The sequence below is a fragment of the Amycolatopsis sp. VC5-11 genome (assembly GCF_037034185.1).
GTDB classification, from domain to species: domain Bacteria; phylum Actinomycetota; class Actinomycetes; order Mycobacteriales; family Pseudonocardiaceae; genus Amycolatopsis; species Amycolatopsis nivea.
The window spans coordinates 92,699-115,265 of the sequence record NZ_JBAGKF010000022.1; the positions used below are offsets into that span (position 1 = coordinate 92,699).

The 22,567-nt window shown below is 67.2% G+C and carries 19 protein-coding genes; 11 read left to right on the top strand and 8 right to left on the bottom strand.

Annotation, left to right across the window (positions count from 1 at the left end; genetic code table 11):
- Positions 1 to 11 precede the first annotated feature (11 nt).
- Positions 12 to 509, top strand: a complete 498-nt coding sequence (gene purE, locus WA670_RS39575) for a 5-(carboxyamino)imidazole ribonucleotide mutase (protein ID WP_134668765.1) — start codon at positions 12 to 14, stop codon at positions 507 to 509.
- 53 nt (positions 510 to 562) lie between these two features.
- Here purE and WA670_RS39580 read toward each other — a convergent pair whose 3' ends face one another.
- Positions 563 to 2,236 carry a class I adenylate-forming enzyme family protein gene (locus WA670_RS39580; protein WP_336161190.1) on the bottom strand — a complete coding sequence of 558 codons (1,674 nt, stop codon included), beginning with the start codon at positions 2,234 to 2,236 and terminating at the stop codon, positions 563 to 565.
- A gap of 119 nt (positions 2,237 to 2,355) precedes the next feature.
- On the opposite strand from WA670_RS39580, the gene WA670_RS39585 reads away from it, so the two are divergent.
- From WA670_RS39585 to WA670_RS39615, 7 genes are all read left to right on the top strand, one after another.
- On the top strand, positions 2,356 to 3,513 hold the full coding sequence (locus WA670_RS39585) for an acyl-CoA dehydrogenase family protein (protein ID WP_106961293.1): 1,158 nt from the start codon (positions 2,356 to 2,358) through the stop codon (positions 3,511 to 3,513).
- A gap of 760 nt (positions 3,514 to 4,273) precedes the next feature.
- Positions 4,274 to 4,747: a hypothetical protein gene (locus WA670_RS39590; protein WP_336161192.1), complete on the top strand. Its 474-nt coding sequence runs from the start codon at positions 4,274 to 4,276 to the stop codon at positions 4,745 to 4,747.
- Positions 4,744 to 5,382 carry a DUF3558 domain-containing protein gene (locus WA670_RS39595; protein ID WP_336161194.1) on the top strand — a complete coding sequence of 213 codons (639 nt, stop codon included), beginning with the start codon at positions 4,744 to 4,746 and terminating at the stop codon, positions 5,380 to 5,382. Before WA670_RS39590 ends, WA670_RS39595 begins: the two co-directional genes overlap by 4 nt.
- Before the next feature lie 3 nt (positions 5,383 to 5,385).
- A complete protein-coding gene (locus tag WA670_RS39600; protein ID WP_336161196.1) occupies positions 5,386 to 6,864 on the top strand; it encodes a hypothetical protein in 1,479 nt (492 codons plus the stop codon).
- An 8-nt stretch (positions 6,865 to 6,872) separates the two neighbouring features.
- Positions 6,873 to 7,607, top strand: a complete 735-nt coding sequence (locus WA670_RS39605; protein ID WP_043831912.1) for an ESX secretion-associated protein EspG — start codon at positions 6,873 to 6,875, stop codon at positions 7,605 to 7,607.
- 75 nt (positions 7,608 to 7,682) lie between these two features.
- Positions 7,683 to 8,612: an esterase/lipase family protein gene (locus tag WA670_RS39610; protein ID WP_037815991.1), complete on the top strand. Its 930-nt coding sequence runs from the start codon at positions 7,683 to 7,685 to the stop codon at positions 8,610 to 8,612.
- 84 nt (positions 8,613 to 8,696) lie between these two features.
- Positions 8,697 to 9,119, top strand: coding sequence for a hypothetical protein (locus WA670_RS39615; RefSeq protein WP_037815990.1), 423 nt, complete (start codon positions 8,697 to 8,699; stop codon positions 9,117 to 9,119).
- Here WA670_RS39615 and WA670_RS39620 read toward each other — a convergent pair.
- A complete protein-coding gene (locus WA670_RS39620; RefSeq protein WP_336161200.1) occupies positions 9,055 to 10,959 on the bottom strand; it encodes a translation factor GTPase family protein in 1,905 nt (634 codons plus the stop codon). The genes WA670_RS39615 and WA670_RS39620 overlap by 65 nt on opposite strands.
- Positions 10,960 to 11,243: 284 nt before the next feature.
- On the opposite strand from WA670_RS39620, the gene WA670_RS39625 reads away from it, so the two are divergent.
- Entirely contained in the window at positions 11,244 to 11,672 is a 429-nt protein-coding gene (locus WA670_RS39625; protein ID WP_037815987.1) for a DoxX family protein, read from the top strand.
- A 43-nt stretch (positions 11,673 to 11,715) separates the two neighbouring features.
- On the opposite strand, the gene WA670_RS39630 is transcribed toward WA670_RS39625, so the two are convergent.
- From WA670_RS39630 to WA670_RS39640, 3 genes are all read right to left on the bottom strand, one after another.
- The gene (locus WA670_RS39630) at positions 11,716 to 12,420 is read right to left on the bottom strand and encodes a TIGR03089 family protein (RefSeq protein WP_037815986.1); all 705 of its coding nucleotides are present in this window, start codon (positions 12,418 to 12,420) and stop codon (positions 11,716 to 11,718) included.
- Between the two features lie 98 nt (positions 12,421 to 12,518).
- Positions 12,519 to 13,643, bottom strand: coding sequence for an LCP family protein (locus tag WA670_RS39635; RefSeq protein WP_442893163.1), 1,125 nt, complete (start codon positions 13,641 to 13,643; stop codon positions 12,519 to 12,521).
- Positions 13,644 to 14,055: 412 nt separating this feature from the next.
- Positions 14,056 to 15,594: an LCP family protein gene (locus WA670_RS39640; protein WP_336161205.1), complete on the bottom strand. Its 1,539-nt coding sequence runs from the start codon at positions 15,592 to 15,594 to the stop codon at positions 14,056 to 14,058.
- Between the two features lie 118 nt (positions 15,595 to 15,712).
- Here WA670_RS39640 and rfbB point away from each other — a divergent pair, with 118 nt between their 5' ends.
- Entirely contained in the window at positions 15,713 to 16,705 is a 993-nt protein-coding gene (rfbB, locus tag WA670_RS39645; protein ID WP_238608663.1) for a dTDP-glucose 4,6-dehydratase, read from the top strand.
- A 28-nt stretch (positions 16,706 to 16,733) separates the two neighbouring features.
- Positions 16,734 to 17,618: a dTDP-4-dehydrorhamnose reductase gene (rfbD, locus tag WA670_RS39650; RefSeq protein ID WP_336161207.1), complete on the top strand. Its 885-nt coding sequence runs from the start codon at positions 16,734 to 16,736 to the stop codon at positions 17,616 to 17,618.
- A gap of 386 nt (positions 17,619 to 18,004) precedes the next feature.
- On the opposite strand, the gene WA670_RS39655 is transcribed toward rfbD, so the two are convergent.
- Genes WA670_RS39655 through WA670_RS39665 form a run of 3 tightly spaced genes read right to left on the bottom strand, consistent with a single transcriptional unit; the run spans position 18,005 to position 22,557 of the window.
- The gene (locus WA670_RS39655) at positions 18,005 to 19,090 is read right to left on the bottom strand and encodes a glycosyltransferase family 4 protein (protein ID WP_134668790.1); all 1,086 of its coding nucleotides are present in this window, start codon (positions 19,088 to 19,090) and stop codon (positions 18,005 to 18,007) included.
- Complete coding sequence (locus WA670_RS39660) at positions 19,083 to 21,596, bottom strand: glycosyltransferase (RefSeq protein WP_336161209.1); 2,514 nt, start codon at positions 21,594 to 21,596, stop codon at positions 19,083 to 19,085. Before WA670_RS39660 ends, WA670_RS39655 begins: the two co-directional genes overlap by 8 nt.
- A gap of 31 nt (positions 21,597 to 21,627) precedes the next feature.
- Positions 21,628 to 22,557 carry a glycosyltransferase family 2 protein gene (locus WA670_RS39665; RefSeq protein ID WP_336161211.1) on the bottom strand — a complete coding sequence of 310 codons (930 nt, stop codon included), beginning with the start codon at positions 22,555 to 22,557 and terminating at the stop codon, positions 21,628 to 21,630.
- Positions 22,558 to 22,567: the final 10 nt, after the last annotated feature.

The window sequence follows — 22,567 nt, forward strand, 5'->3', positions numbered from 1 at the left end:
AGGGGAACACAATGGCGCCGCAGGTGGGCGTGATCATGGGCAGCGACTCCGACTGGCCGGTGATGGAGGCCGCGGGACAAGCGCTGGACGAGTTCGGCGTCGAGTACGAGGTCGGCGTCTACTCGGCGCACCGCACCCCGCAGCGGATGCTGGACTACGCGAAGTCCGCGGCCGACCGGGGCATCCGCGTGATCATCGCGGGTGCGGGCGGTGCCGCGCACCTGCCGGGCATGGTCGCGTCGGCGACCGTGCTGCCGGTGATCGGCGTACCGGTTCCGCTGAAGTACCTGGACGGCATGGACTCGCTGCTGTCGATCGTGCAGATGCCCGCCGGCATCCCTGTCGCGACGGTGTCCGTCGGCGGGGCGCGCAACGCCGGTCTCCTCGCGGTCCGGATCCTCGCCGCCGCTGACCTGCAGTTGCAGGCGAAGCTGACGCAGTTCCAGGAGGACCTGGAGCAGCTCGTCTTGGACAAGGACGCCAAGCTCCGCGAAAAAGCGGGCAAGTAAGTCCGGGCACGCGGATGCCGGTCCAGAACCGGCATCCGCGCACTCCCGCAGACTCAGGCCGGGTCTGGCAGCTGCTTGCGCAGTTCGCGCTTCAGCACCTTGCCCGCCGCCGACACCGGGATCTCCGCCACGAAGTGCAGTTCCCGCAGGCGTTTGTACGGCAGCACCTTCTCGTTCACCGCCGCCATCAGCTGCTCGGCGTCCACTGAGGAGTCCGGCTTCCGCACCACGAACGCCACCGGCAGTTCGCCGACCTCCGGACTCGGCCGTCCGACCACCGCCGCGGACAGCACGCCCGGCGACGCGCTCAGCAGTTCCTCTAGCTCGCGCGGAAAGACGTTGTATCCCTTGTACAGCAGCATGTCCTTCTTGCGGTCCACAATGGACAGGTAGCCGTCCTCGTCGAGGACCCCGATGTCGCCGGTGTGCAGCCATCCGTCGACCAGCGCGGCAGCGGTCTCTTCCGGACGGTTCCGGTACCCGCGCATCACCTGCGGCCCGCGCAAGCACACCTCGCCCTCCTGCCCAGGTGGCAACGGCTCCTCGCTGCCGTCCGCGACGAGCTTGACCTCGGTGTCGAAGATCGGCCTGCCGACCGACCCCACCTTGCGCACGCCGGACCGGTAACTCGGCGAGATCACCGCACCCATCGTCACCTCGGTCAGCCCGTAGCCCTCCGCGATCACGACGTCAGGGAACCGCTGATGCAGCGCGCGGATCATCTCGTGGCTCATCGGCGCCGCACCGGAGCCGATGTTGCGCACCGACGACAGGTCAGCAGTGTGGAACGCAGGCGTGGCCAGCAGGGCCGCGAACAGCGCGGGCGCGCCACCGATCGTCGTGACCTGCAGCCTTTCCGCGTCCGCGACGTACGCGGCCGGGTCGAACCGGGCGTGCAGCACCGTCGTACCGCCGCCCATCAACGGCCCGTTGAGCCCCGCGATCACGCCCATCGCGTGGAACCACGGCGTCAGGTTGATGCCGGTGCCGGTGCCAAGCCGGGTCGGCCATTCGTCCGGGCTGCCGATCTGGTCGATCGTCACGTCGCCGTTCGCGTCGAGCGCCGGTACCGACCCGGTCGACCAGCAAGTGTGCTGCAGCGTATTCGTGACGACGTTGCGATGCGTGAGCTCAACGCCCTTGGACCGCCCGGTCGTGCCACCCGTGTAGGCGAGATGAGCGAGGTCGTGGTCCACGTCGATCGGCACGTCAGGCCTGGTTGCGGGCTGGTCAGCGAAGAACTCGCGGAACTCCACGCTCCCCTCGCCGAGCTCGCCGGTCGGCGCGACGACGATCGTGAGCCGTGCCGGAATCCGGTCGGCGACCGCCGCGAGCGTGCCCGAGACCGGCCCGAACGTCACGACCGCGGCGGCCCCGCAGTCAGTGAGCTGGAAGGCGAGGTCGTCGGGCGGGAGCAGCGGGTTCGTCGGACTGAACGTCGCCCCCGCCAGCAGGATGCCGTGGTAGGCGATCGGATACGCGAGACAGTTCGGCAGGTGCACGGCGACCACGTCGCCCCGCCCGATGCCGCGGGCGAGCAGTGCTTGCGCGAACTGGCAGGCGGCCTGCCAGGTCTGGGCGAACGTGAGCTGGTCGCCGTCCATGGCGAACGCGACCCGATCGCCGTAGCGCGTCGCGGCGCCGGCGAGTACCGAACCGATCGGCACCTCGGGGTAGTCAAGGGAAGCGGGCAATCCGGGCGGCGGGGTCGACGCAGTGGCAGCCATCGCTTGACCATACGAACGGTGAGGCCGAGGACACAAGAAGCGAGCTGCCGCGTTCGGAGTGAACGCGGGCTAACATCGAGGGACTTTCTCCCGTTTCGCTGCAGAAGAGGTGACTGAAGGTGGCCGAGGGCCTGTATCAGCTGGCCGAAGAGCACGAGGAACTGCGGGCCGCGGTCCGGGCTCTAGCCGAAAAGGAGATCGCGCCCTACGCGGCGGAGGTCGACGAGCAGGAGCGCTACCCGGTCGAGGCCAACGAAGCGCTGATCAAGGCGGGTTTCAACGCCGTCCACATCGGCGAGGAATACGACGGCCAGGGCGCCGACGCCATCGGCGCGTGCATCGTGATCGAGGAAGTCGCGCGCGTCGATGCGTCCGCGTCCCTGATCCCGGCGGTCAACAAACTGGGCACGCAGCCGATCATCCTGTCCGCTTCGGAGGATCTGAAGAAGCTGGTCCTGCCGTCGATCGCCTCGGGTGAAGCCTCAGCGTCGTACGCCCTGTCCGAACGAGAGGCCGGTTCGGACACCGCGTCCATGCGCACCCGCGCCCGCCTGGACGGCGATCACTGGGTCCTCAACGGAACCAAGTGCTGGATCACCAACGCCGGCGAATCGTCCTGGTACACGGTGATGGCCGTAACCGACCCGAACGCGGAAAAGAAGGCCAACGGCATTTCCGCATTCGTCGTGCACAAGGACGACCCGGGATTCTCGGTAGGCCCGAAGGAAAAGAAGCTGGGCATCAAGGGCTCGCCGACCCGCGAAATCTACTTCGAAAACTGCACCATCCCCGCGGACCGCATCATCGGAGAACCGGGCACCGGCCTGAAAACCGCCCTGCGCACCCTAGACCACACCCGCCCGACGATCGGCGCACAAGCCCTGGGAATCGCCCAAGGAGCCCTGGACGCCGCCGTCGCGTACGTCAAGGAACGCAAGCAGTTCGGCAAGGCAATCGCAGATTTCCAAGGAATCCAGTTCATGCTGGCCGACATGGGAACGAAAATCGAAGCCGCCCGCCACCTCGTGTACGCCTCCGCAGCCTCCTCCGAACGAGGCGACAAACGCGCTGGCTTCACGGCATCGGCAGCCAAGGCGTACGCATCCGACGTGGCAATGTCAGTGACGACGGACGCAGTGCAGCTGTTCGGCGGCGCAGGTTACACGCGTGACTTCCCGGTGGAGCGGATGATGCGGGACGCGAAGATCACGCAGATTTATGAAGGCACGAACCAAATCCAAAAGGTCGTGATGGCGCGGGCCCTGCTGAAGGGCTGAGTTCTCGGCACTCCGTTGAAGAGCCCCACTGCCCGGATCGGGTGGTGGGGCTCTTTTCGTGTCCGAACCTGCCGTGACTTAGCTACTGTTGCGTCGGGGAGGCCGTGTCCGCAGGGGGAGAGACTGTCGTATGAAGGTGCGGTTCGCGAGCTTGACCGCAGCGTTCGTGGCGGGGGGTTCGGGCTGTTCCACGCCAAGCTGGGGTGCTGGCGCGACAAGCCCCACGCCGTCGACTGGAAGCTGGCGCGCACTGTCATTGGACGGACGGTTGTGCGAGTTCTCGCGCAAGTGTAATTTGCGCCACCGAGGCATCAGGAGGTTAGTGCGGTCTATGCAAAAATGAAGCAGAGATTTGCGGGGCGGCGTTCTCTGTCGCCTCTGAACAGGCTTCCTTATTAGTGACTCCTATACAGTCAGCCTTTCATTTAATCTTAGGCTGGTAAGGTTGGCGCGCAGGGGATCCGGGTGATGCAGCGGCGCAAGTGGCGGGCACGGTCGTCGCCAGCCTGAAACACTAGGTGGGCGAGTGCCCGCTGGATTTCCCGCAGTGCCGACAGCCCGAGACGCTCGTTATTGGGTCGAATCGCCTGGCTGGGTGGCCTGATCGACCGGCGAAGTTGGTCCGAGGTCGATGCCGGTAAGCGTTGGCGCGATGGGGTGAGTTGGGCGGTTTTGGCCAACCCGCTGTGTGCGGTTGTCTACAGTGGGCGGGAGGAGGGGCCTGAGCGGGTTTGCCCAGGTCGAGAGTGAGGGGGCGTGTGTGGCCGAGTCCGAACCCGGGAACGCGATCGAGGCGACAGGTTGGCTGACCGGACTGCCGATCACTGTGGTGGGCGCAGCGATGAACGTGGCGAACGGGGTGACGGATGCTGTCGCGGTCGCGTCTGCCACAAAGGCGGGGGCGGGATTCACGCTGAGTCCTGATGAGGCGCGCTCGTTGCTCGAGAGGGCAAAGCGACTTCGGAACAACCTTCAGGCGATGAACCTTGACGCAGAGGCACTGACGCGGCTTGAGCCTCCGGCGCAGGATCCGGGGAGCGTCGGGTTCAATCAGCAAGCGGTCAACACCTTTATGGCTGGCAAAGGCGCGAATGAGCGCATGCATCAGTACATGGTGGAATTGATCGGTCGCCTGGAAAAAGCGCTGGGCATCGTGCGCGAGTCGGACGGCCAAGCTGCGTCGGATGTGAAGGCTGTAGGTAACAGCGACCAAGGTAAGGGGCTTATCGGATGAAGCTGCGGTTCTACTCGCTCGTCGTTGGTGCGATGGCGGCGACCGTGCTCGCGGCGGGATGTTCCGGTGGTTCGACGCCGAGCCCACCCTCGGAATCGTCTGGTTCTTCGACTTCGGCACCGGCGACAGGGAAGACGCTGCCGTACGCAGGTGCGCCCAAGGTCGAAAAGCCGCTTCCGGAATCCGTGCTTTCCGGACATCCGTGCGATGGTGCGCTCACCAATGCGCAAATCAATGAGATTTTCAAGATGCAACCGCAGGGAGTGCATGCCGACATTCCGGCGCTTGGCCCCGAGTGTAAGTGGATCAACGAGGACACCGGTGCTTTAGTCCTAGTCCTGTACACGATGAAAGCTGACGGCCTGAGCGCCGTCTACGCCAATACTAAAGGCTTGGCAAAAGTCTGGCGTCCACTTCCCGCTGTTCAAGGTCTTCCCGCTGTTGCGCACAGCACTTCCAGTGCCCAGGGGCCAACGGATAGTTGTCAGGTGAGTGTCGGCATTACGGATAAGTACACGGTCGACGTATCGGTTGGCCTGGGGCAATCGAGGCTTGGCAAGCAGGACCCCTGTGATGCGGCGGCGGTCGTTGCGGGCATGGTGGTCACCAATCTGAAGAAGAAGGCGGGTGAGTGACCGATGGGGTTTTTCGACTTCATCGGCGAGGGAGCCCACTGGATTGGCGACCGGATCAGTGACGCGGATGACTGGGTCAACGATCGGCTCAAGGATGCGGGAAACTGGTTTTCCGACTTCTACCACGGGAACCTCGGCGATCAAGCCCTTCCGGCACCTGCGATTGTGCAGCAGGTTCAGCAGGGGCCCGGAACTTCGTCGTGGGACAGCGGTAGTTCCATGGTTCAGAAGATGATCCAGGAGCACAACCAGAACAGCGATGACGCGCAGCAGATCACTACCATGCTGGAATCTGTCTGGACCGGCGACGGTGCGGATGCGGCTCGGGCTCGGTTGAGGCCGTTGTCGGATGCTTCTTCTACTTCTGCGCAGGCGTACGTGGTCAATGGGCAGAAGTTGGTCGACACCACGCACGGCTATAACGACATGAAGATCGCGTTGCAGGCGATGCCTCCCACGCCTCCGCACAAGAATCTTTGGGACCAGGGGACTCCTTGGGACACTGATACCGAGAAGCAGATCAACGAGTACAACGCTGCTGCCAATCACAATGTCGAGCGATATCAGAAGTACGCTGACCAGGCTAAGACCAATGGTCAGGGGCTGAATAGCAATTACGGTCAGGTTTCCGGGTTCGACGGGCAGAACCTCAAGATCGACTCCGGGGAAGATCGCGGCAAGGGCAAGACCGGGTCGCACGAGAAGGTCTATCGAAAAGGTGGGCAGGATTCTGGTGGGCCTGGGAGTGGGCCGGGGGTCAGTGGCGGGCCGTGGACCGTTGGTGGGCCGGGAACCAGCGGGCCAGGGACCAGCGGGCCGGGAACCGGTGGGCCGGGAACCGGTGGGCCGGGAACCAGCGGGCCTGGGGGTAGTGGGTCTGGGGTTACTGGCGGACCCGGTGGGGTGTCGTACCCGCCGGGAGGTGTCACGGTGCCGCCGGGGTATCGGCCGGGGGATGGTGATGGGACTTCGACGGCTGGGTGGACTCCGCCGTCGGTTGATCGGGGTGGTGGGTCGAACTGGACTCCGTCGACGCCGACTTCCTGGGGCAACGGCACCGGCAACAGCACCGGCACAGGCAACAGCGGCGGTAGTACCTGGACGCCGGGCGGGTTTGGGCCGTTCGGTGGAGCAGGCGAAACCGCGGGGCGCAGTGGCGGGATCGCGGCTCGGCTTGGCGGCGGTGCGGGTGCGGGCACAGGCACAGGCGTAGGAGCCGGAGCCGGGGTCGGCGCGGGTGAAGAAGGTGCGGTCCGCGGAGGGGCCGGAGCGGCGGGCAAGGGCGCGGCTGGAGCCAAGGGCGCACCCGGAATGGGTGGCATGGCCGGCGCAGGAAAAGGCAAAGGCGAGGAAGACAAGGAACACCAACGCAAGTACGGAATCGACGACGACTCGGCCTTCTCGCTCGTTGACGAGAACGGCGAGCGGACCCTCGACCCCCGGACCGGGCTGCCTCCTACGCCTCCGACGATTGGTGGTTGAGGGGCTCGATGACGATCATCGACAGACCGCTGCGGATGCCGCGGTCGGTGTTTTTGGCGCTGTGGCACGAGGAAAACCTCGGGAAAGCGCCGGTGGTGGTTGAGGACACCCCGATGTATCTCACCGAGGAAGGCGCGGCCGAGCGGGCGAAGCGGACGCGCGGGCTTCTCGAAGACCTTGGCGGGACGGCGGATGCGTTGCGAGGCACGCTCAAGCTGCTCGCGACGGCGCGGCATGAGGTGTACGGGTGGACTGACTTCGGCACCCATCAAGAGGACAACGGGGCGATTCTCGTCGCGGCGACCAAACCCGACGCCGTTCGGTTGATTACCGACGCGGAGTTCGTTCAGCTGGATCCGGTGTCGCCGGACGAGCTGGCGGCTTGTTTGGTCATGGCGATGCCGGAATGTCCGCCGGCCTCCGTGCGGGCGATGCGGGTCAGCCGGGAGTACTACGACAACGGCGGGGCGGACCCGTTGGCTGAGGAGGGTGGCGAGGCGGACGAGTTGCGGTATCTGATGCGGGCGCCGCGCGACGCGGTGCATCAGTTGCATGCCGCGGTCCGTGATGGGCGGGGCGAGCGGAGGTACAGCTCGCCGCTCTCGGTGCTTGATCTCAGTGGGCGCGGGCGGGTGTTGAGCTTCCAGACCACCAACGCTGGCGAGGCGCAGATTAGCGTCTACCCGGGAAATCGGGCTTCCTTGATCGATGCGGTGAACCGGGCACTCGTCAGTTTGCGATAAAAACTAGTAACCGCGTTTCCCTTTCTCGTGTTCCGCGTTAACCAAGGCGTCGGGTTCACAGAGAGGTGAAAAGGAATGGGCGTACGCGCGTTCGGACGGGGCATGGTCCTCCTGGCAGCGGCGGTGGTCGCGCTCGGCGGGGGCACCGCGGTGGCAGCGACCGGGAAAGAACCGACCGGTCCGGTGCAGCCGAACATCATCGCCGCGGCGATCTACTCGGCCGGGCAGCCGACGATCGCGCCGCCGGGGGCCAACGACTGGAACTGCAAACCTTCCGCGGAGCATCCGAACCCGGTGCTGCTGTCCAACGGCACCACGGCCAACGCGTACGAGAACTGGGCGAACCTCTCCCAGCGGCTCGCCGACGAGGGGTACTGCGTGTTCGCGGGGAACTTCGGCGGGTCGCCGGGGGCGTTCCTGCAGACGGTCGGTCCGGTGGCGGGGACGGCGGGCCAGCTCGCGACCTTCGGGGACAAGATCCTGCAGGCCACGGGGGCCTCGAAGCTCGACGTCGTCGGGCATTCGCAGGGCGGGATGAACCCGCGCTACTGGATCAAGTACCTCGGCGGCGCGAGCAAGATCGGCAAGCTGATCGGGCTGTCTCCGTCCAACTACGGCACCAGCCTGTTCGGCCTGCTCACCGCGATCCAGGCGATCCCGCCCGCGCGCGATCTCGTCGGCGTGGCTTGTGCGGCTTGCAATGAGCAGTCGACCGGGTCGGCGTTCCTCAAGGACCTCAACGCGGGCGGCGACACGGTTCCGGGCGTCGACTACACCGTCATCCAGACCAGGTATGACGACGTTGTCACCCCGTACACCAACGCGTTCCTCAAGCCCGCGCCCAACGTGAAGAACCTCGTCCTCCAGGACGTCTGCGGGCTCGACTACACCGACCACCTCGGCATCACCTACGACCCGATCGCGCAGCGCGAGGTGCTCAACGCGCTCGACCCGCAGCACGCGAAAAAGCCCAACTGCGTGTTCGTGCCCCCGGTGATCAGCTGAGATACCCCCGCCCCGGGGTATAAACGCGAACACTTTCGCCGACTTGGTTGTGCGGACTCCGGCCCCGGTGTCACAGTCGGTGACATGTTCTGGCTGCTCCCCGACACCTGGACGCCGCACGACGAGGCCGAGCTGGTCGCCGGATGGCGGCTCTGGCTCGAGCTGAGCGACCGCGCGTGGCCCACCGCGTCGTGGGACGGCACCCCGTCCGGCGCGGTGGGTCCGTTGCGCGAACTGCTCGACGCGTGCGACGAAATCGAGAGCACGTGCCGGGAAACGGCCGAGCCGTCAGCGGAGTTCGCGGACATCGTTCAGCCGCTGGTGCTGTGCGCGAGCGCGGTCATCTGTCTCTGGTGGGACGACCACGCCCCGCTCGACTCCACCCGCGCGAAGGCGCTCCACGAGGACCTGCGCCGGTTTTCGGCCCTCGCGGAGCGCGTTCTCACGCTGTTGTCCGCCCACGGCGGCTGGACGGAACTCGACCTGGCCCGCCGCCACCCGGCTTGAGCCGGTACTCGGCGAAACTGGTGACCAACGTGCCCTCGCCTTGGGTGAGCGCGGGCAGTGCTTGTTCCAGTTCGTGCGCTGAGACGGCGGGGAGATGACCGTCCACAGTGCACCGATCGTCGGTGATCACTGGTTCGCCGGGGACTGCGCGTAGCTCGATTAGCTTGCGCAGTACGGCGCTGATCGCGGAAGCCGGAGCCTCCAGTTCGAACGCGTGGACTGGTTCGTACACGCGGGTTCCGGCTTGGCGAAGGGCCTCCTGCAGTACTAACCGTGTCATGCCACGGAAATCGCTGGCGGTGCTGGCTGGTGGGTAGAACGCTGTATCGGTGAGGGTGACTACGCAGTCGATCACTTCCCGGCCGTGCAAACCCTCGTGCAGGACCTCGTGGACAGTGTCCTCAATGGCCGTGTGGAAGGAAAGCGGCAGCGAGCCTAGTTCGACTTCCAGCCGGTAGTCGGTGCCGGAGCCAGGCGGGCCGGGTTCGACGCGGAGTCCGACGGTGGCCCAGAAGAACACTCGCTCGTCCGGGGCCGGACGGCGCACGCGATGCCCAGTCCCATGTAGACGTTCGACCAGCAGCGGTCGCGATTCCTCGAATTCGGCGCCGATGCCGAACTCTTCGGCAAGGGTCGTCCGGATGACTTCCTTCTGCACCTCGCCGTACAGGCGGACGGTGATTTCGTGTTCCTGTCGGCGGATGCTGATCAGCGGGTCCTGTTCGGACAGTCGGGTCAGCGCGGTGTACAGCGCACTGGTCTGCTCTGGATCGACCGGGTACACCAGCGTTTCCAGGCTCGGCGGGGCGAAGAACCGGTCCTGAGACAGGTCGGCGCTGTCGCCTAATCGGTCGCCGATCCGGATCTCCGGCAAGCCCCAGACGCGTGCGACATCTCCGGCCAGCGCCTCGCCGGACACGGGGGTCGCGCCGTGCTCGAATACTCGTACTGCGGACGGGCGGCCGACGCCTTCCGCGCCTACGCGGCGGAAGGGTACCGGTCGACGTGCTGCCAGCGTGCCGGAAAACATTCGCACGTAAGCGATTTTCTCGCCCGAGCGGCCGCGTTCGATTTTGAAGACGGTGGCGTCGAGCGGTCCGTCGCCGCGGCGTTCGCGAGATGGCAGCAATTCGTAAACCCCGGCGATGAAGTCGGCGACGCCAGCGCCGGTGGCTGCGGAGCCGAAGAAGACTGGATACACCGAGGCGGTGGATACCTGGCGCACCAATGCTTTTCGGTAATCCACAGGAGACGCTGTACCGGCTACATAGGACTCAAGGAAGACGTCGTCTCCGGCGAGAGCGTCGGCGAGCCGTTCGTCGAGGGGCAGCGGCACTGGGTGTGCGTTAGCGGTGCCGAGCTCTTTTACCGTGCTCATTGCGACACAATGCGGAGAAAGCTTGGTACGCAAGGATTCCAGCAGCGACGCTTCCTGTGCGCCGGTGCGGTCGATCTTGTTCACGAATACCAGCACCGGAATGCCGAGCCGGACGAGCGTGCGCATCAGCACGCGGGTCTGGGCTTGCACTCCTTCCACCGCGGACACCACGAGCACCGCGCCGTCGAGCACGCCGACGGCGCGTTCGACCTCCGCGATGAAATCGGGGTGGCCGGGGGTGTCCACGAGGCTGAGCCGGTGGCCAGGCGTGCTGACCGCCACGACGGCGGACTTGATGGTGATGCCGCGCCTGCGTTCGAGGTCGAGCGAATCGGTCTGGGTGTCGCCGTCGTCGACGCGACCGGCGTGGTCGATCACGCCGGTCTCGAAGAGCAGACGTTCGGTGAGGCTGGTTTTACCTGCGTCGATGTGCGCCAGGATGCCGATGGTCAGTGTTTTCATGCGTGCGGAAGTCCTCAGCTGCGGGAGACAGGCCGAACTGGGGTCGATCGGACTGTCGGCGCATCGGGACTCCTCGCAGGTGGCGAACAACAGCGAACAACACGGCCGCGAGCAGCACACACCCGCGGTTATCGGCACGGTAGCGCCGGGCCGGGCGCGGTGTACAGCGAGTTTTCGGTGCCTGTCGGTTTCCTGTCGATCACTGGCTGACACCCCCGCGGCGGTGTTCAGTGCCCTACCGTGGGCCTGGTCAGTTGAATTTTCACCTATCGGGAGCTGTCTCCATGTTGACTCGAGTCAAGGACGTCGCGCTGCTGCTCGGCCGGATCGGCATTGCGGTGGTGTTCTTCGCCCACGGCCTGCAGAAATGGGACAGCGGCGTCGGGGCGACCGCCGACATGTTCAGCCAGATCGGCATCCCGCTGCCGAGCGTCTCCGCGTTCCTCGTGATCGTGCTCGAACTGCTCGGCTCGATCGCGTTCGTCGTCGGCTTCCTGCTGCCGGTGGTCGCCATCGGCTACGCGATCAACATGGCCGGCGCGCTGATCTCGGTGCACGCGGCGCACGGTCTCACCGGCGAAGGCGGCTACGAACTGGTGCTGGTGCTCGGCCTCACCGCGCTGGCGCTGGGCTTCAACGGCGGACGGCTGTCCCTGGACCACGTGCTGTTCCGGCGTCGCCGCGAAGGGGCGCACGAGCTGCAGAGCGCCTGAGCGCGTCGTGAGTGCTGGTGCCGGTTAGAACCGGCGCCAGCGCTCACGAGGGCAGGTCGGCGGTGGTGCGTTCGGCCTCGCGGCGGGCGGACAGTTTCGCCGGGTCGGCGTTCGTCACCTGGACCAGGTGCGCGCTGGCGGCGAGCGGAACGAGCAGGCCGTCGAGTACGCCGTCCGGCACCGTCCAGTCCATCGTGGACAACACTCGGTCTGCCGCGGTCAGGCCGAGTTTTGCCGCGCGCGCAGTGGCTTCCGCCCACACTTCGTCCACTGTGGAGGAACCGAGCGCGGGGGTGTCGCCGGGCGTCGGCTGCGCCGGGAAGAACTGGTCGCCGGACATCCGGGCCTCGCTGAGGTAGTCGAGCGCTCCGCCGGACGGCGGGGTCGACAGGCCGCGGCCCATCGGGTCGAGCGACACGATCGCGACGGCCGGGGCGTCGATCTCCTCGTCCGGGGTGGTGAACACGACCCGCGCGCCGTCGGGTTCCGCGACCACGCGGGCTCCGCACCACCACGCGCCGAGCAGCACGCCCGCGGTCTGCCAGTGCGCGGGCAGCCGCACCGCGACGGCGTCGCCCTGCTCCACGTCGAACTCGTCGACCAGCCAGTTCGCCGTTTTCGCGGCCCAGTTCTGCATCGTCGCCACGGACAGCTCGACCCGGCTGCCGACCCGGTCGTCGTAGTGCGTGATCAGCGGTTTCGCCGGCGAGGACAGAAGCGGCCGCAGCAGCTGCTCGGTGAGGCTCATGCGCCCGCCTCGCTAGCGCTCGGCGCGGCATGAGCCGAAGGCGCAGTGTTGGATGATTCGCTCGCAAGCTCGCTCATGTCTTCAGGCTAGTCGCGGCGTCAGTCGACGCAGGGCACGCCCGGGATTCCGGAGTCGAGGCTCTGCGAAACCGCACCGGCCGCCGCACCACCGCCCCCGGTGCCGCCGGTGCTGGTGCGTCCGGCCAGTCCCGCGACGAACTTCCGCACCGCCGCCGGATCGACCTCGACGATGCTCTGCCCGTCCTCGCTGCGGCCGTTCGTGGTGATGACCGGGATCGTCGCGAAGGTCAGGTCGCCGGACGCGATGCCCTTGACCTGCTGGGCGAACTCGAGCACGTCGAGGCTGTCGTCGAGGACGAACGACCGGTGCACCGCGTCCATCAGGCTGTTCAGCGTGCCCGGATTGGCGAGCGTGCCCGCGGACAGCACCTTGCGCAGCGCCGAGGACAGGAACGCCTGCTGCCGCTTGATCCGGTCGAGGTCGCCGTTCGGCAGGTTCTTGCGCTGGCGCACGAAGGACAGCGCCTCGCCGCCGCTCACCGTCTGCACGCCGCGGCGGAAGTTCGCGCCGGAGTCCTTGTCCGAGGTCGCGTGGTTGAGGCACACCGGCACGCCGCCGACGGCCTCGGTGATCAGGTAAAACCCGAGCAGGTTGATCTCGGCGTAGTGGTCGATGCGCGCTTGGGTGAGGTCCTGCACGGTCTGGACCAGCGCGCGCCGCCCGGCAGCGTCCGAATCGCGGGCGATCTTCGCCTGGTCGCGCTCGCCCTGCGCGCGTTCCTCCTGTTCGGCGTGCGCCTTGGCGACGCCGTACGCGGAGTTGATCTTCGCCTTGCCGCGGCCGGGCACGTCGACCCAGCTGTCGCGCGGGATCGACACCGCGGACGCCTTGCCGCCGTTCTTCGGGATCCGCAGCAGGATGACTGTGTCGGTATTGATGCCGGCCTTGTCCTCGGTGCGCAACGACTTCAGCATGCTCGGCGGCAGCGGGTTGCCCTGCTGGTCGGTGCGCGCGTCGCTGCCGACGAGCAGGATGTCCGTGCTGCCGTCGTCGGCGGGCGGGGCCGGGGGCTCGCCCGCGCGCGGGGTGAGGACGTCGGCGGTCGCGACGTTGTCCTGCAGTTTGTCCTTGGTGACGTACGCGTAGCCCGTGCCGCTCAGCGCGAGCAGGGAGACCAGGCCGATCGCGACGCGGCGGGTGATCCGGGTGGCCCGGCCCGAGCGGCGCTGCGGTTCCGGCGGCGGGGCCGGGTTCGACGGCTGGGGGAGTTCGACGCGCGGATGCGGCGAGGGTTTCCACTCGGAAGCGGCAGCGGCGCCCTCGGCGACCGGCTCGGTTTCGTCCGCGGCGGTGTCCTCGGCTGCCTCTTCGGCGGGGGGCTCAGACTCTTCGGCAGCGGGCTCAGCGGACGCGGATTCCTCGGCAGCAGGCTCGACGGCCGCGTGCTTCGGCTCCGGCGTTCCGGCGGATCCGCGGTCCGAGGCGTCGGAAACCGCCGGACTGTCGGCGGAATCCGCCGTCCGGTCCGGTTTGTCCTGGTTTTCGCTCACCCCGGCTACCTCCCCGTTCACCAGCGTACGGCCTGCGGCGCACCGGCACGCTGGGTGCTCGACTCTAGTTGACGCAGGGAACATCGCCCGCCGTGATGAGCGGCGCGGGTGAGGTCGACGGGCTGGACGGAGGGGCTCCGGACGGCGAGGACGCGGGCGGTGCCGCAGGAGGAGCCGAGGACGTCGTGGCCGGCGCGCCGGCGGTGTCGCGCGCGTCCTTGCCGAGGATCACCCGGACGTGCCCGGCGGCGACGTCGGCGTCCGGCTCGGCCTGAGCGTTGCTGCCGAGAGCTTGGCGGACCAGGTCGGCGGCGGCCTCGTCCGACGGGTGGTAGCGCAGCACCGTCGTCGCACGGGTGGACAGCTTCGTGCTGGTGCCGAGCTGGAAACCCTTGCCCTGCAACAGAGTCTGCACCTGATCGGCGGCGCCCGAGCCGGAGCCGTCGAACAGCTCGACGGTGGTCTGCGCGGCCCCGGGCAACGGCGCGTTGCTGGGGATCGGGGTGCTGCCGTCGGAGGTCAGCCGGTCGATCTCGGCGCGGACCTTCACCGGGTCGACGCGCAGCACGTCAGCGCCGCCCATGACCGCGTTGCCCTCGGTGGGGATGGTGTGGAATTCGACGTTTCCGCCGGTCAGCCCGCGCATCTGGGCGGCGAACTCGGACAGGTCCCAGCCGGCGGACAGCACCACGGACTTCTTCACCGCCTCGATGAGCTGCGCGATCCGCACCGGGTTCGCGAGCACCTCGGACGAGAGCACCTTGCTCGCGAGCCCGGACAGGAACGCCTGCTGGCGCGCGATCCGGTCGAGGTCGCCGTTCTGCAGGCCGTAGCGCTGGCGGACGAACGCGAGCGCCTGGACGCCCTCGATGGTCTGCTTGCCCGCGGGCAGGTCGACGCCCGACTTCTTTTCCTTCACCGGGTTCTTGAGGCACACCTGCACGCCGCCGATGGCCTTCGTGACCTCGTAGAAGCTGGCCAGGTTCACCTCGGCGTAGCGGTCGATCATGCCCGGTTTGCCGATGAACTTCTCGAGCGTCGCGACGAGGTTCTTGCGTCCGGCGAGCTTGGCTTTCTCGTCGACGTCCTTGAGGTCGGCGTTGCCCTTGGCCTGCAGCGTCTTGGCGGTGTCGTTGTAGGCGTAGACGTAGGCGCTGTTCAGCTTGTGCTTGCCGAAGCCGCCGGTGATCTCGACGTAGGAGTCGCGCGGGAAGGAGATGGCGATCGCGTGCTCCCCGTTCTGCGGGATGTGCACGAGGATCATCGTGTCGGTCTGCTTTTCGCCGTCGGACTCGCCCGCGTGCAGCATGTCGAGCACCTCGCGGGGCAGCGGATTGCCCTGCGCGTCGGTGCGGCTGTCCTGGCCGACCAGGAGGATGTCGATCGCGCCGTCGAGCGGTTTCGCGTGCGGCTGCTGTTCGCCGAAGATCGCCGTGGTGGAGAAGCCGGACCGCGGGTCGCCGATGAACTGCCAGCCGTACCAGGTCACCGCCAGCACGACCACGGACACGACGGACAGCAGGATCTTCCCGCTTCGCCGCAGCACGACGAGCACGCCGCGACCGCGGTGCGCCGGCAGCGGCGTCCCCGGCCATTCGGCCACTGTTCCTCCCCAGGATGCCCAGCGCTTTTCGCGCTTTGCCGAACTCTACCGAGTCTCAGGTGAGCCACCCGTAGGCTGGTGGCGAGAGTGCCCGGTCGGGCGGAAGGGGTGGATGAGGATGCGGGTCCTGGTCACGGGCGGTGCTGGGTTCATCGGTTCGCATTACGTGCGGCAGGTGCTGTCGGGGGCGTATCCGACACTGTCCGACGCCGAGGTCGTGGTGCTCGACAAGCTCACCTACGCGGGCAGCGAGGCGAACCTCGCCCCGGTCGCCGACAGCCCGCGGCTGCGCTTCGTGCGCGGCGACATCTGCGACACCGCGCAGGTCGCCGAGCTGATGAGCGGCGTCGACCTAGTCGTGCACTTCGCCGCGGAGTCCCATGTGGACCGCTCGATCCTCGGCTCGGCGGACTTCGTGCTCACCAACGTGCTCGGCACGCAGACCTTGTTGCAGGCGGCGCTGGAGGCGCAGGTCGGGAAGTTCGTGCACGTCTCGACGGACGAGGTGTACGGGTCCATCCAGGACGGTTCGTGGTCGGAAGACCACGTGCTGGAGCCGAATTCGCCGTACTCCGCCTCGAAGGCCTCGTCGGATCTGATCGCCCGCTCGTACTTCCGGACGCACGGTTTGCCGGTGTGCGTCACGCGGTGCTCGAACAACTACGGCCCGTACCAGTTCCCGGAAAAGGTCATCCCGCTGTTCGCGACGAACCTGCTGGACGGCAAGAAGGTCCCGCTGTACGGCGACGGCCTGAACGTCCGGGACTGGCTGCACGTGGACGACCACTGCCACGGAATCCAGCTGGTCGCCGACGGCGGCCGTCCCGGCGAGATCTACAACATCGGCGGCGGCACCGAACTGACCAACCGGGACCTGACCGAACGCCTGCTCGCCGCGGTCGGCGTCGGCTGGGAAATGGTCGAACCGGTGGCCGACCGCAAGGGCCACGACCGGCGGTACTCGGTCGACATCGCGAAGATCAGCGGCGAACTCGGTTACGCTCCGCGGGTGTCGTTCGAGGACGGTTTGGCGGAGACGGTGCGCTGGTATGCCGACAACCGCGCGTGGTGGGAGCCGCTGAAGGCCCGCGCCGCGCTCGGCACGTCCTGAAACCCTTTTCGCAGTAGGAGGTACGCCGGTGCGGCTGGCAGTGCTCGTGCCCGGCGGTTCTGGCCAGCTAGGCCGGGACCTGGTGAATTCCGCGGGCCCGGAAACGGAGGTGCTGGCGCCTTCGTCGGCGGAGCTGGACATCACGGCAACCGGCAAGGTGATCGCCGCCGTGGGAGAACTGGCAGAGCGCGCTTCGGCGGCAGGTGCGGTGCCGGTCGTGATCAACGCCGCGGCTTACACGGCAGTTGACGCAGCGGAGTCGGATGAGGCTAGAGCGTTCGCGGTGAACGTCGACGGACCACGGGTACTGGCAGCGGCTTGCACTTCACGGCGAGTGCCGTTGATTCACATCTCTACGGATTATGTATTTCCTGGGGATGGAGATCGGCCGTACGAGGTCGATGATGCTTTGGGGCCTAAGAATGCCTATGGGCGGACTAAGGCCGCAGGGGAGGACGCGGTACTCGGGTCAGGAGCGTCGGCCTGGGTAGTGCGGACGAGCTGGGTTTATGGGAAGACCGGAGCCAACTTCGTAGAGACAATCCGTCGGCTGGAATCGGAACGAGACCAGCTGTCGGTGGTAGATGACCAGGTAGGCGCACCGACCTGGTCAGCTGATCTCGCCCAGGGCCTCTGGGAACTGGCAGGAGCGGTCGCCGAGGGCAGAGGCCCCGAAGGAAAGGTCCTGCACTGCACCGGCAGCGGAGAGACCTCATGGTACGGATTCGCCAGGGCGATCTTCGAAGAAATCGGAGCAAACCCCGAACGAGTAAAGCCATGCACCACCGAAGAATTTCCCCGCCCAGCACCCCGCCCCGCCTACTCTTTGCTCTCCAACGCGTCTTGGCGAGACGCAGGACTTACCCCACTGAGGGATTGGCGTGAGGCTTTAAACAGCTACATCCACGGCTAAAGAGGAGAAAGGCCCAGCCCCCACCCTGCGCCCCGATACGAAGCCGCCCTGCGGTTCGGGGGTGCTTGTCAAGGCATCTTTTCCGCCTTGACAAGCACCCCCGAACCGTCAGCACAATTGGGCTTCGGGGCCTTTCTCCGGGCGATTTCTTTTCCGGCTTCGCCGGTTCTTTTCCCCGGCTTCGCCGGTCCTTCCCCGGCTTCGCCGGTCCTTTCGGCTTTTGGCCCCCACCCCGATCCATTAATTGTCACTACGGTCTGAGGTGCTTGTCAAGGCTGGAAAGAGTACCTTGACAAGCACCTCAGACCGCGTGCTTGGCGGGGATCGGGGATGCGGGGGTCTGGGTGGTGCCCCTGTTGTGCGTTGATGCTGCGGTTTTAAAGCTTTTACGCTTCGGTTGCCTGGCGGTATGCGTTTAAGGTGCGTAGCGCTGTGTTATGCCAGGTGAAGCTTGCCGCGTGAGTTCTGCGGGCGGTGGAGGTGGCTAGGCCGTGCGGGTCTGTTACGGCTTGGCGCAAGGCTTCTGCGAGGCCGTCTACGTCGTCATACGGGACTAAGGTGGCGCAGTCTCCTGCTACCTCGCGTAGAGCCGGGATGTCGGTGCAGACGACGGGGACATCCGAGGCCATTGCTTCCAGGACCGGCAAGCCGAAGCCTTCATCCCTCGACGGGAGAACCAATGCTGCGGCACCAGCCACGACCGTGCGTAGGTCCACATCGGACAGATAGCCGGTCTGTCCTGACCGTGGCAACCTAGGGAATGGACCGGGGCCAGCGAAGACCAGCGGTGGCAGGTCTGGGGCGGCGGCGTGGGCGGCGGCTAGCCAGTCGAGACCCTTGCGTGGTCCGGCGGCGCCGGCGAACAGCAAATACTTCTCTGGCAACCGTAGCTTCGCTCGCACTCCGTCATCCGGTGGGCGGGCGGTGAACCAGGCTGGGTTCACGCCTAGCGGGGTGGCGATGATCTTCGATCGATCGACATCCAGTTTCTCCGCGACGGAATCCGCGACTGCCTCGGTGGGGGTGCAGATGACATTCGCTCGGTGGGCGCCGCGTCGGACCAACTCTGGGAGGGTTCGGTCGGAGTGGGCGAGTTCCTGGGGGGCGTCGATGAAAGCCAGGTCGTGGATGGTCAGTACCGCGGCGGCACGGAGGCGGCCGGGGAGGACGAAGTTCGTGCCGTGGACTACATCGGTTGGTCCGGCGAAAAGTTCGACGGGGGGTAGCTGGGTGCGCAGCCAGGTGGCTCGCAGCAGCCTCGCGGAGACTGGCATTCCGCGTGCCTGAACGCCGTGGGGCAAGACATGCCGCAGTTTCCGCCAGCCCCGCAGAGTGAACGCGACTGCGCGAAGGTCCACTTCGGACATGGAAGCGAGCTCTTCGCTCAACGCGGCGGTGTACCGGCCAATGCCCGTCCGGGAACCGAGCAGAGGGGTGCCGTCTAGCAGGACGCGCAGCGGACGGTCAGCCACGGCGCAACCGCTCCCGTGCTACCTTCGTGACCCGTCCTGCTGCTCGCTTCGCCAGTTCGCCTGGGCCGCCAGCGGCGAGATATTCCCGCATCAGAGCCAAATCGCGCCGCACCATCGCGGTGCCGCGTACCGGGTCGCTGACGGTGAGGTCGGCGCCGCCGGGCAACCGGTCCGCGGCGGGGCGCGGGTTGCGGCAGAACTCCACCAGGGGTTTCAGCGCTTCCGGCCAGGCGTAGCGCTGCGCGACTACTCGGATCCGTTCGACGCACGCGTCGGCGAATTCCCGGTCGTACAACGACTTTTCCAGAGCGTCTGCCAACGCGCCCGCGTCTTCGGCGGGGACGACGACGCCGAGACCCTCCGCGCGGACGAGGTCGGCGAATGCGTCACCGTCGGTCGTCACGATCGGCAAACCGGCCCACAGGTAGTCGAGAACCCGGGTGCGGAAAGCGAAAGTCGTCTCGACGTGTTCGTAATGCGTGGTGACACCGCAATCGGCGTCGAGAAGCCAGTTCTGGCGGTCCGAATACGGGACCCATTGTTCGTTGAAGAAAACGTTCTTGTCCGTGAGGCCCAGCGAATCCGCCAACCGCACGGTCCGCGCGCCGATGTCCATTTCGGCGACCTCGGGGTTCGGGTGCTTCATGCCGAGGAACACCAGACGGGCGTCGTCGCGGCGGTGGCGGAGGAGGCCGAAGGCGCGGATCAGGGTCAGCGGGTCGAACCAGCTGTAGACGCCGCCTGCCCACAAAACGACCCGGTCGGATTCGCCGATGCCGAGAGCGGAACGCAGACCCGGGCCGGTGCGCGTCGGGGCTTGCGGGGAGAGCCCGAACGGGACGACGGCGAGCAGGGACTGGGTGGTCGGGTCGGCGTCGTAGAGGCGCGGGGACAGGCGGCCGAGCGCGGCGAGGTGGCCCAGCCAGAAGTGGCGCTGGCGTTCGGAGGCGCAGAGGAAGAAATCGGCGCGTTCGAGCTGGGCGTCGAGGACGCGGGTGACGCCGGCCAGGTCGAGCGCGCGCTGGTCGTCGGGAGCGTCCTTGCCCTGTTCCAGCAGCTCCAGGTGCATCGGGTCGTACACGTCGGCGACCACGATCTTGTGCTCGTGCTGCTTCTTCAGCGACGGCGCCAGCTCCAGCACGTGCCCCTGAAGGATCACGACGTCCGCCCATTCGATCGGGCCGTCGAGGTCGCGGTGCTTGCCCGAGCTGACCTGGAAGGCCGCCGGCGGGGGCGAGACCAGCGGGTTGGTGGTCATGAGGTGCACGTCGTGCTCGGCGGACAGCGTCGAGGCGATGTTCCACGCCCGGATCGCCGGGCCGGCCATGCGCTCGGTGATCGAATCGCCGGTCAGCACGAGGATCTTGCGGCGCTGGCCGAACACGTCCTTGATGCCGAACGCTTCGACGAGGATTTCGTGTGCGCGAAGGTAATCCGGCAGCGGGTACGCGGGCTCAAGTGCCTTGCGCAGCAACGGAAGCAGGTCCGCGTCGGTACGCACGCGCGCGGCCTGCTCGACTGCGCGGGACTCCGCCAGCGACGGCATCATCTCCACGAATCGGTCCACTGCCAGTACTCCGGCGAGCGTGGTGCGTGGGACCGCGACCTCCGAGGTGTCGACGGGGCCGACGCCCTTTTCCAGATCAAGCTGGTCCGGGTTGATGCCGCCGCGTGCGGTCGCCCGGCGGACGGCCAGCGCGAGGGCCGCGGGAAGAGCGCGAGCCAGGGATTCGTCGGAGAGGTTCTTGTACAGCGCGGCCAGTGCGTTGCGTTCCAGCAGGAACGTCTCGCGGCCGGTGTCGGGCGCGTCGACGGCTGCCATGGTGCCGTGGTGGCGGTGGTAGGTGAGCGATTCCGGCACGTAGCGGACGCGCCAGCCGCGCAGGTTGAGCCGCCAGCCGAGGTCGACATCCTCGTAGAACATGAAGAAACGCTCGTCGAAACCGCCGAGTTCGGCGAACACCGACGCGCGCACGAACAGCGCCGAGCCGGTGCCGAAGAGGACGTCCTTGGCGACGTCGTGCTCGGCCTCGGGCACGTCCGCGATCGGGCTGCCGGCGTGGCGCTTGTAGCCCATGCCGAACCAAGTCAGACCCGCGTCCACGAAGTCGGTGCCGGTGCCGTCCCAGTCGAGGACCTTGCTCGCCACCGCGGCGACGGTCGGCTGCGCGCGCAGTTCGGCGACGGCCGCGGAGACCCACGCCGGAGCGGGGCGGGCGTCGTTGTTGAGGAAGCCGAGGACGGTGCCGTTCGCGTGCTTCGCGCCCAGATTGCAGCCGCCGGCGAACCCGGTGTTGACCGGCGATTCGATGAGCTGCACGTCGGGCACCTCGGCGCGGATGCGGGCCGCGTCGTCGCCGCCGGAAGCGTTGTCGACGCAGATCAGCTCGACATTCGCGTAATCCAGGTCGGTTCGCAGCGCCCGCAGGCAGGTGATGGTGTCGTCGGCGCCGCGGTAATTCACCACGATCACCGAGACGAGCGGTTGCGGGTCCCCCACTGCCAAGACGAGCTCCTCCGTCGAATTTCCGCCCAGCTTAAAGGCCAGCCCAGGCATCCCAGATCGCGCCTCGGCCCAGCGCCGAGATCCGGCTGACGCGACCGCGTTCCCGCAGCGTGCGGGGGAGCCGGAAGACGATCTCCGCCAGCACCCGAAGCCGCAGCGCGGGGTCGAAGTTCGCCGCGTCCGGACGGCGCCGGCGCAGCGGAAGCAGCGCGGTGATCGCGGCGAAGCGGGCCAATTCCCGGATCGCGACTTTCGTAGGGGCGCAGCGCAGCAGCATGAGCAGGCGGTTGCGTTCGTTCCAGCGGTGAAATTGCGGTGAACCGGGCTTCGTGCTGGCTCCGTGCAGGTGCTGGACCCGCGCTTTCGGCGCGGCGACGACGTGCCATCCGGCCAGCCGCAGCCGCCACGCGGTGTCGGTGTCCTCGTAGTAACAGAAGAAGCTCGCCGGGACGCCGCCGACCGCGCGCACGGCGTCGGTGCGCAGCAGCGCGGCGCCGCCGCAGAAGCCGAAGACCTCGTCGCTGGGCTCGGTGAGGTCGGCGCCGTGGCCGTCGGCGGTGAGCCGGACGCCGCTCGACTGGGTGCTGCCGTCGGTCAGTTCGAGCCGGGACGTGACGGCGGCGGCGAGCGGCTGGCTGTCGAGGGTGTCTTCGAGGTTGGCGAGCCAGTCCGGTTCGGGGGCGGCGTCGTCGTTGAGCCAGGCGACGCGCGGGGTGCCGATGCGGTCGAGCGCGTGGGCCATCGCACCGGCGTAACCGGTGTTGCGACGCAGCCGGAGGACCTCCGGACGGCTCGGGTGCTCGGCCAGAATCGTTGCGGTGCCGTCGGTTGAGGCGTTGTCCACCACGAGTGTCCGATGTGGACGGTCCTGGGCGGCGAGCGCGTCGAGGCATGCGGCGAGGTGGGCTTCCCCACGCCAGGTCACCACGACGACGGTGGTGCCGGATTCCGCGCTGGTCACCTGGGAGAGA

Coding starts and splice junctions, on each gene's coding strand:
- purE (WP_134668765.1), top strand. CDS start 12: ATGGCGCCGCAGGTGGGCGTGATCATGGGCAGCGACTCCGACTGGCCG.
- WA670_RS39580 (WP_336161190.1), bottom strand. CDS start 2,236: ATGGCTGCCACTGCGTCGACCCCGCCGCCCGGATTGCCCGCTTCCCTT.
- WA670_RS39595 (WP_336161194.1), top strand. CDS start 4,744: ATGAAGCTGCGGTTCTACTCGCTCGTCGTTGGTGCGATGGCGGCGACC.
- WA670_RS39600 (WP_336161196.1), top strand. CDS start 5,386: ATGGGGTTTTTCGACTTCATCGGCGAGGGAGCCCACTGGATTGGCGAC.
- WA670_RS39605 (WP_043831912.1), top strand. CDS start 6,873: ATGACGATCATCGACAGACCGCTGCGGATGCCGCGGTCGGTGTTTTTG.
- WA670_RS39610 (WP_037815991.1), top strand. CDS start 7,683: ATGGGCGTACGCGCGTTCGGACGGGGCATGGTCCTCCTGGCAGCGGCG.
- WA670_RS39615 (WP_037815990.1), top strand. CDS start 8,697: ATGTTCTGGCTGCTCCCCGACACCTGGACGCCGCACGACGAGGCCGAG.
- WA670_RS39620 (WP_336161200.1), bottom strand. CDS start 10,959: ATGAAAACACTGACCATCGGCATCCTGGCGCACATCGACGCAGGTAAA.
- WA670_RS39625 (WP_037815987.1), top strand. CDS start 11,244: ATGTTGACTCGAGTCAAGGACGTCGCGCTGCTGCTCGGCCGGATCGGC.
- WA670_RS39630 (WP_037815986.1), bottom strand. CDS start 12,420: ATGAGCCTCACCGAGCAGCTGCTGCGGCCGCTTCTGTCCTCGCCGGCG.
- rfbB (WP_238608663.1), top strand. CDS start 15,713: ATGCGGGTCCTGGTCACGGGCGGTGCTGGGTTCATCGGTTCGCATTAC.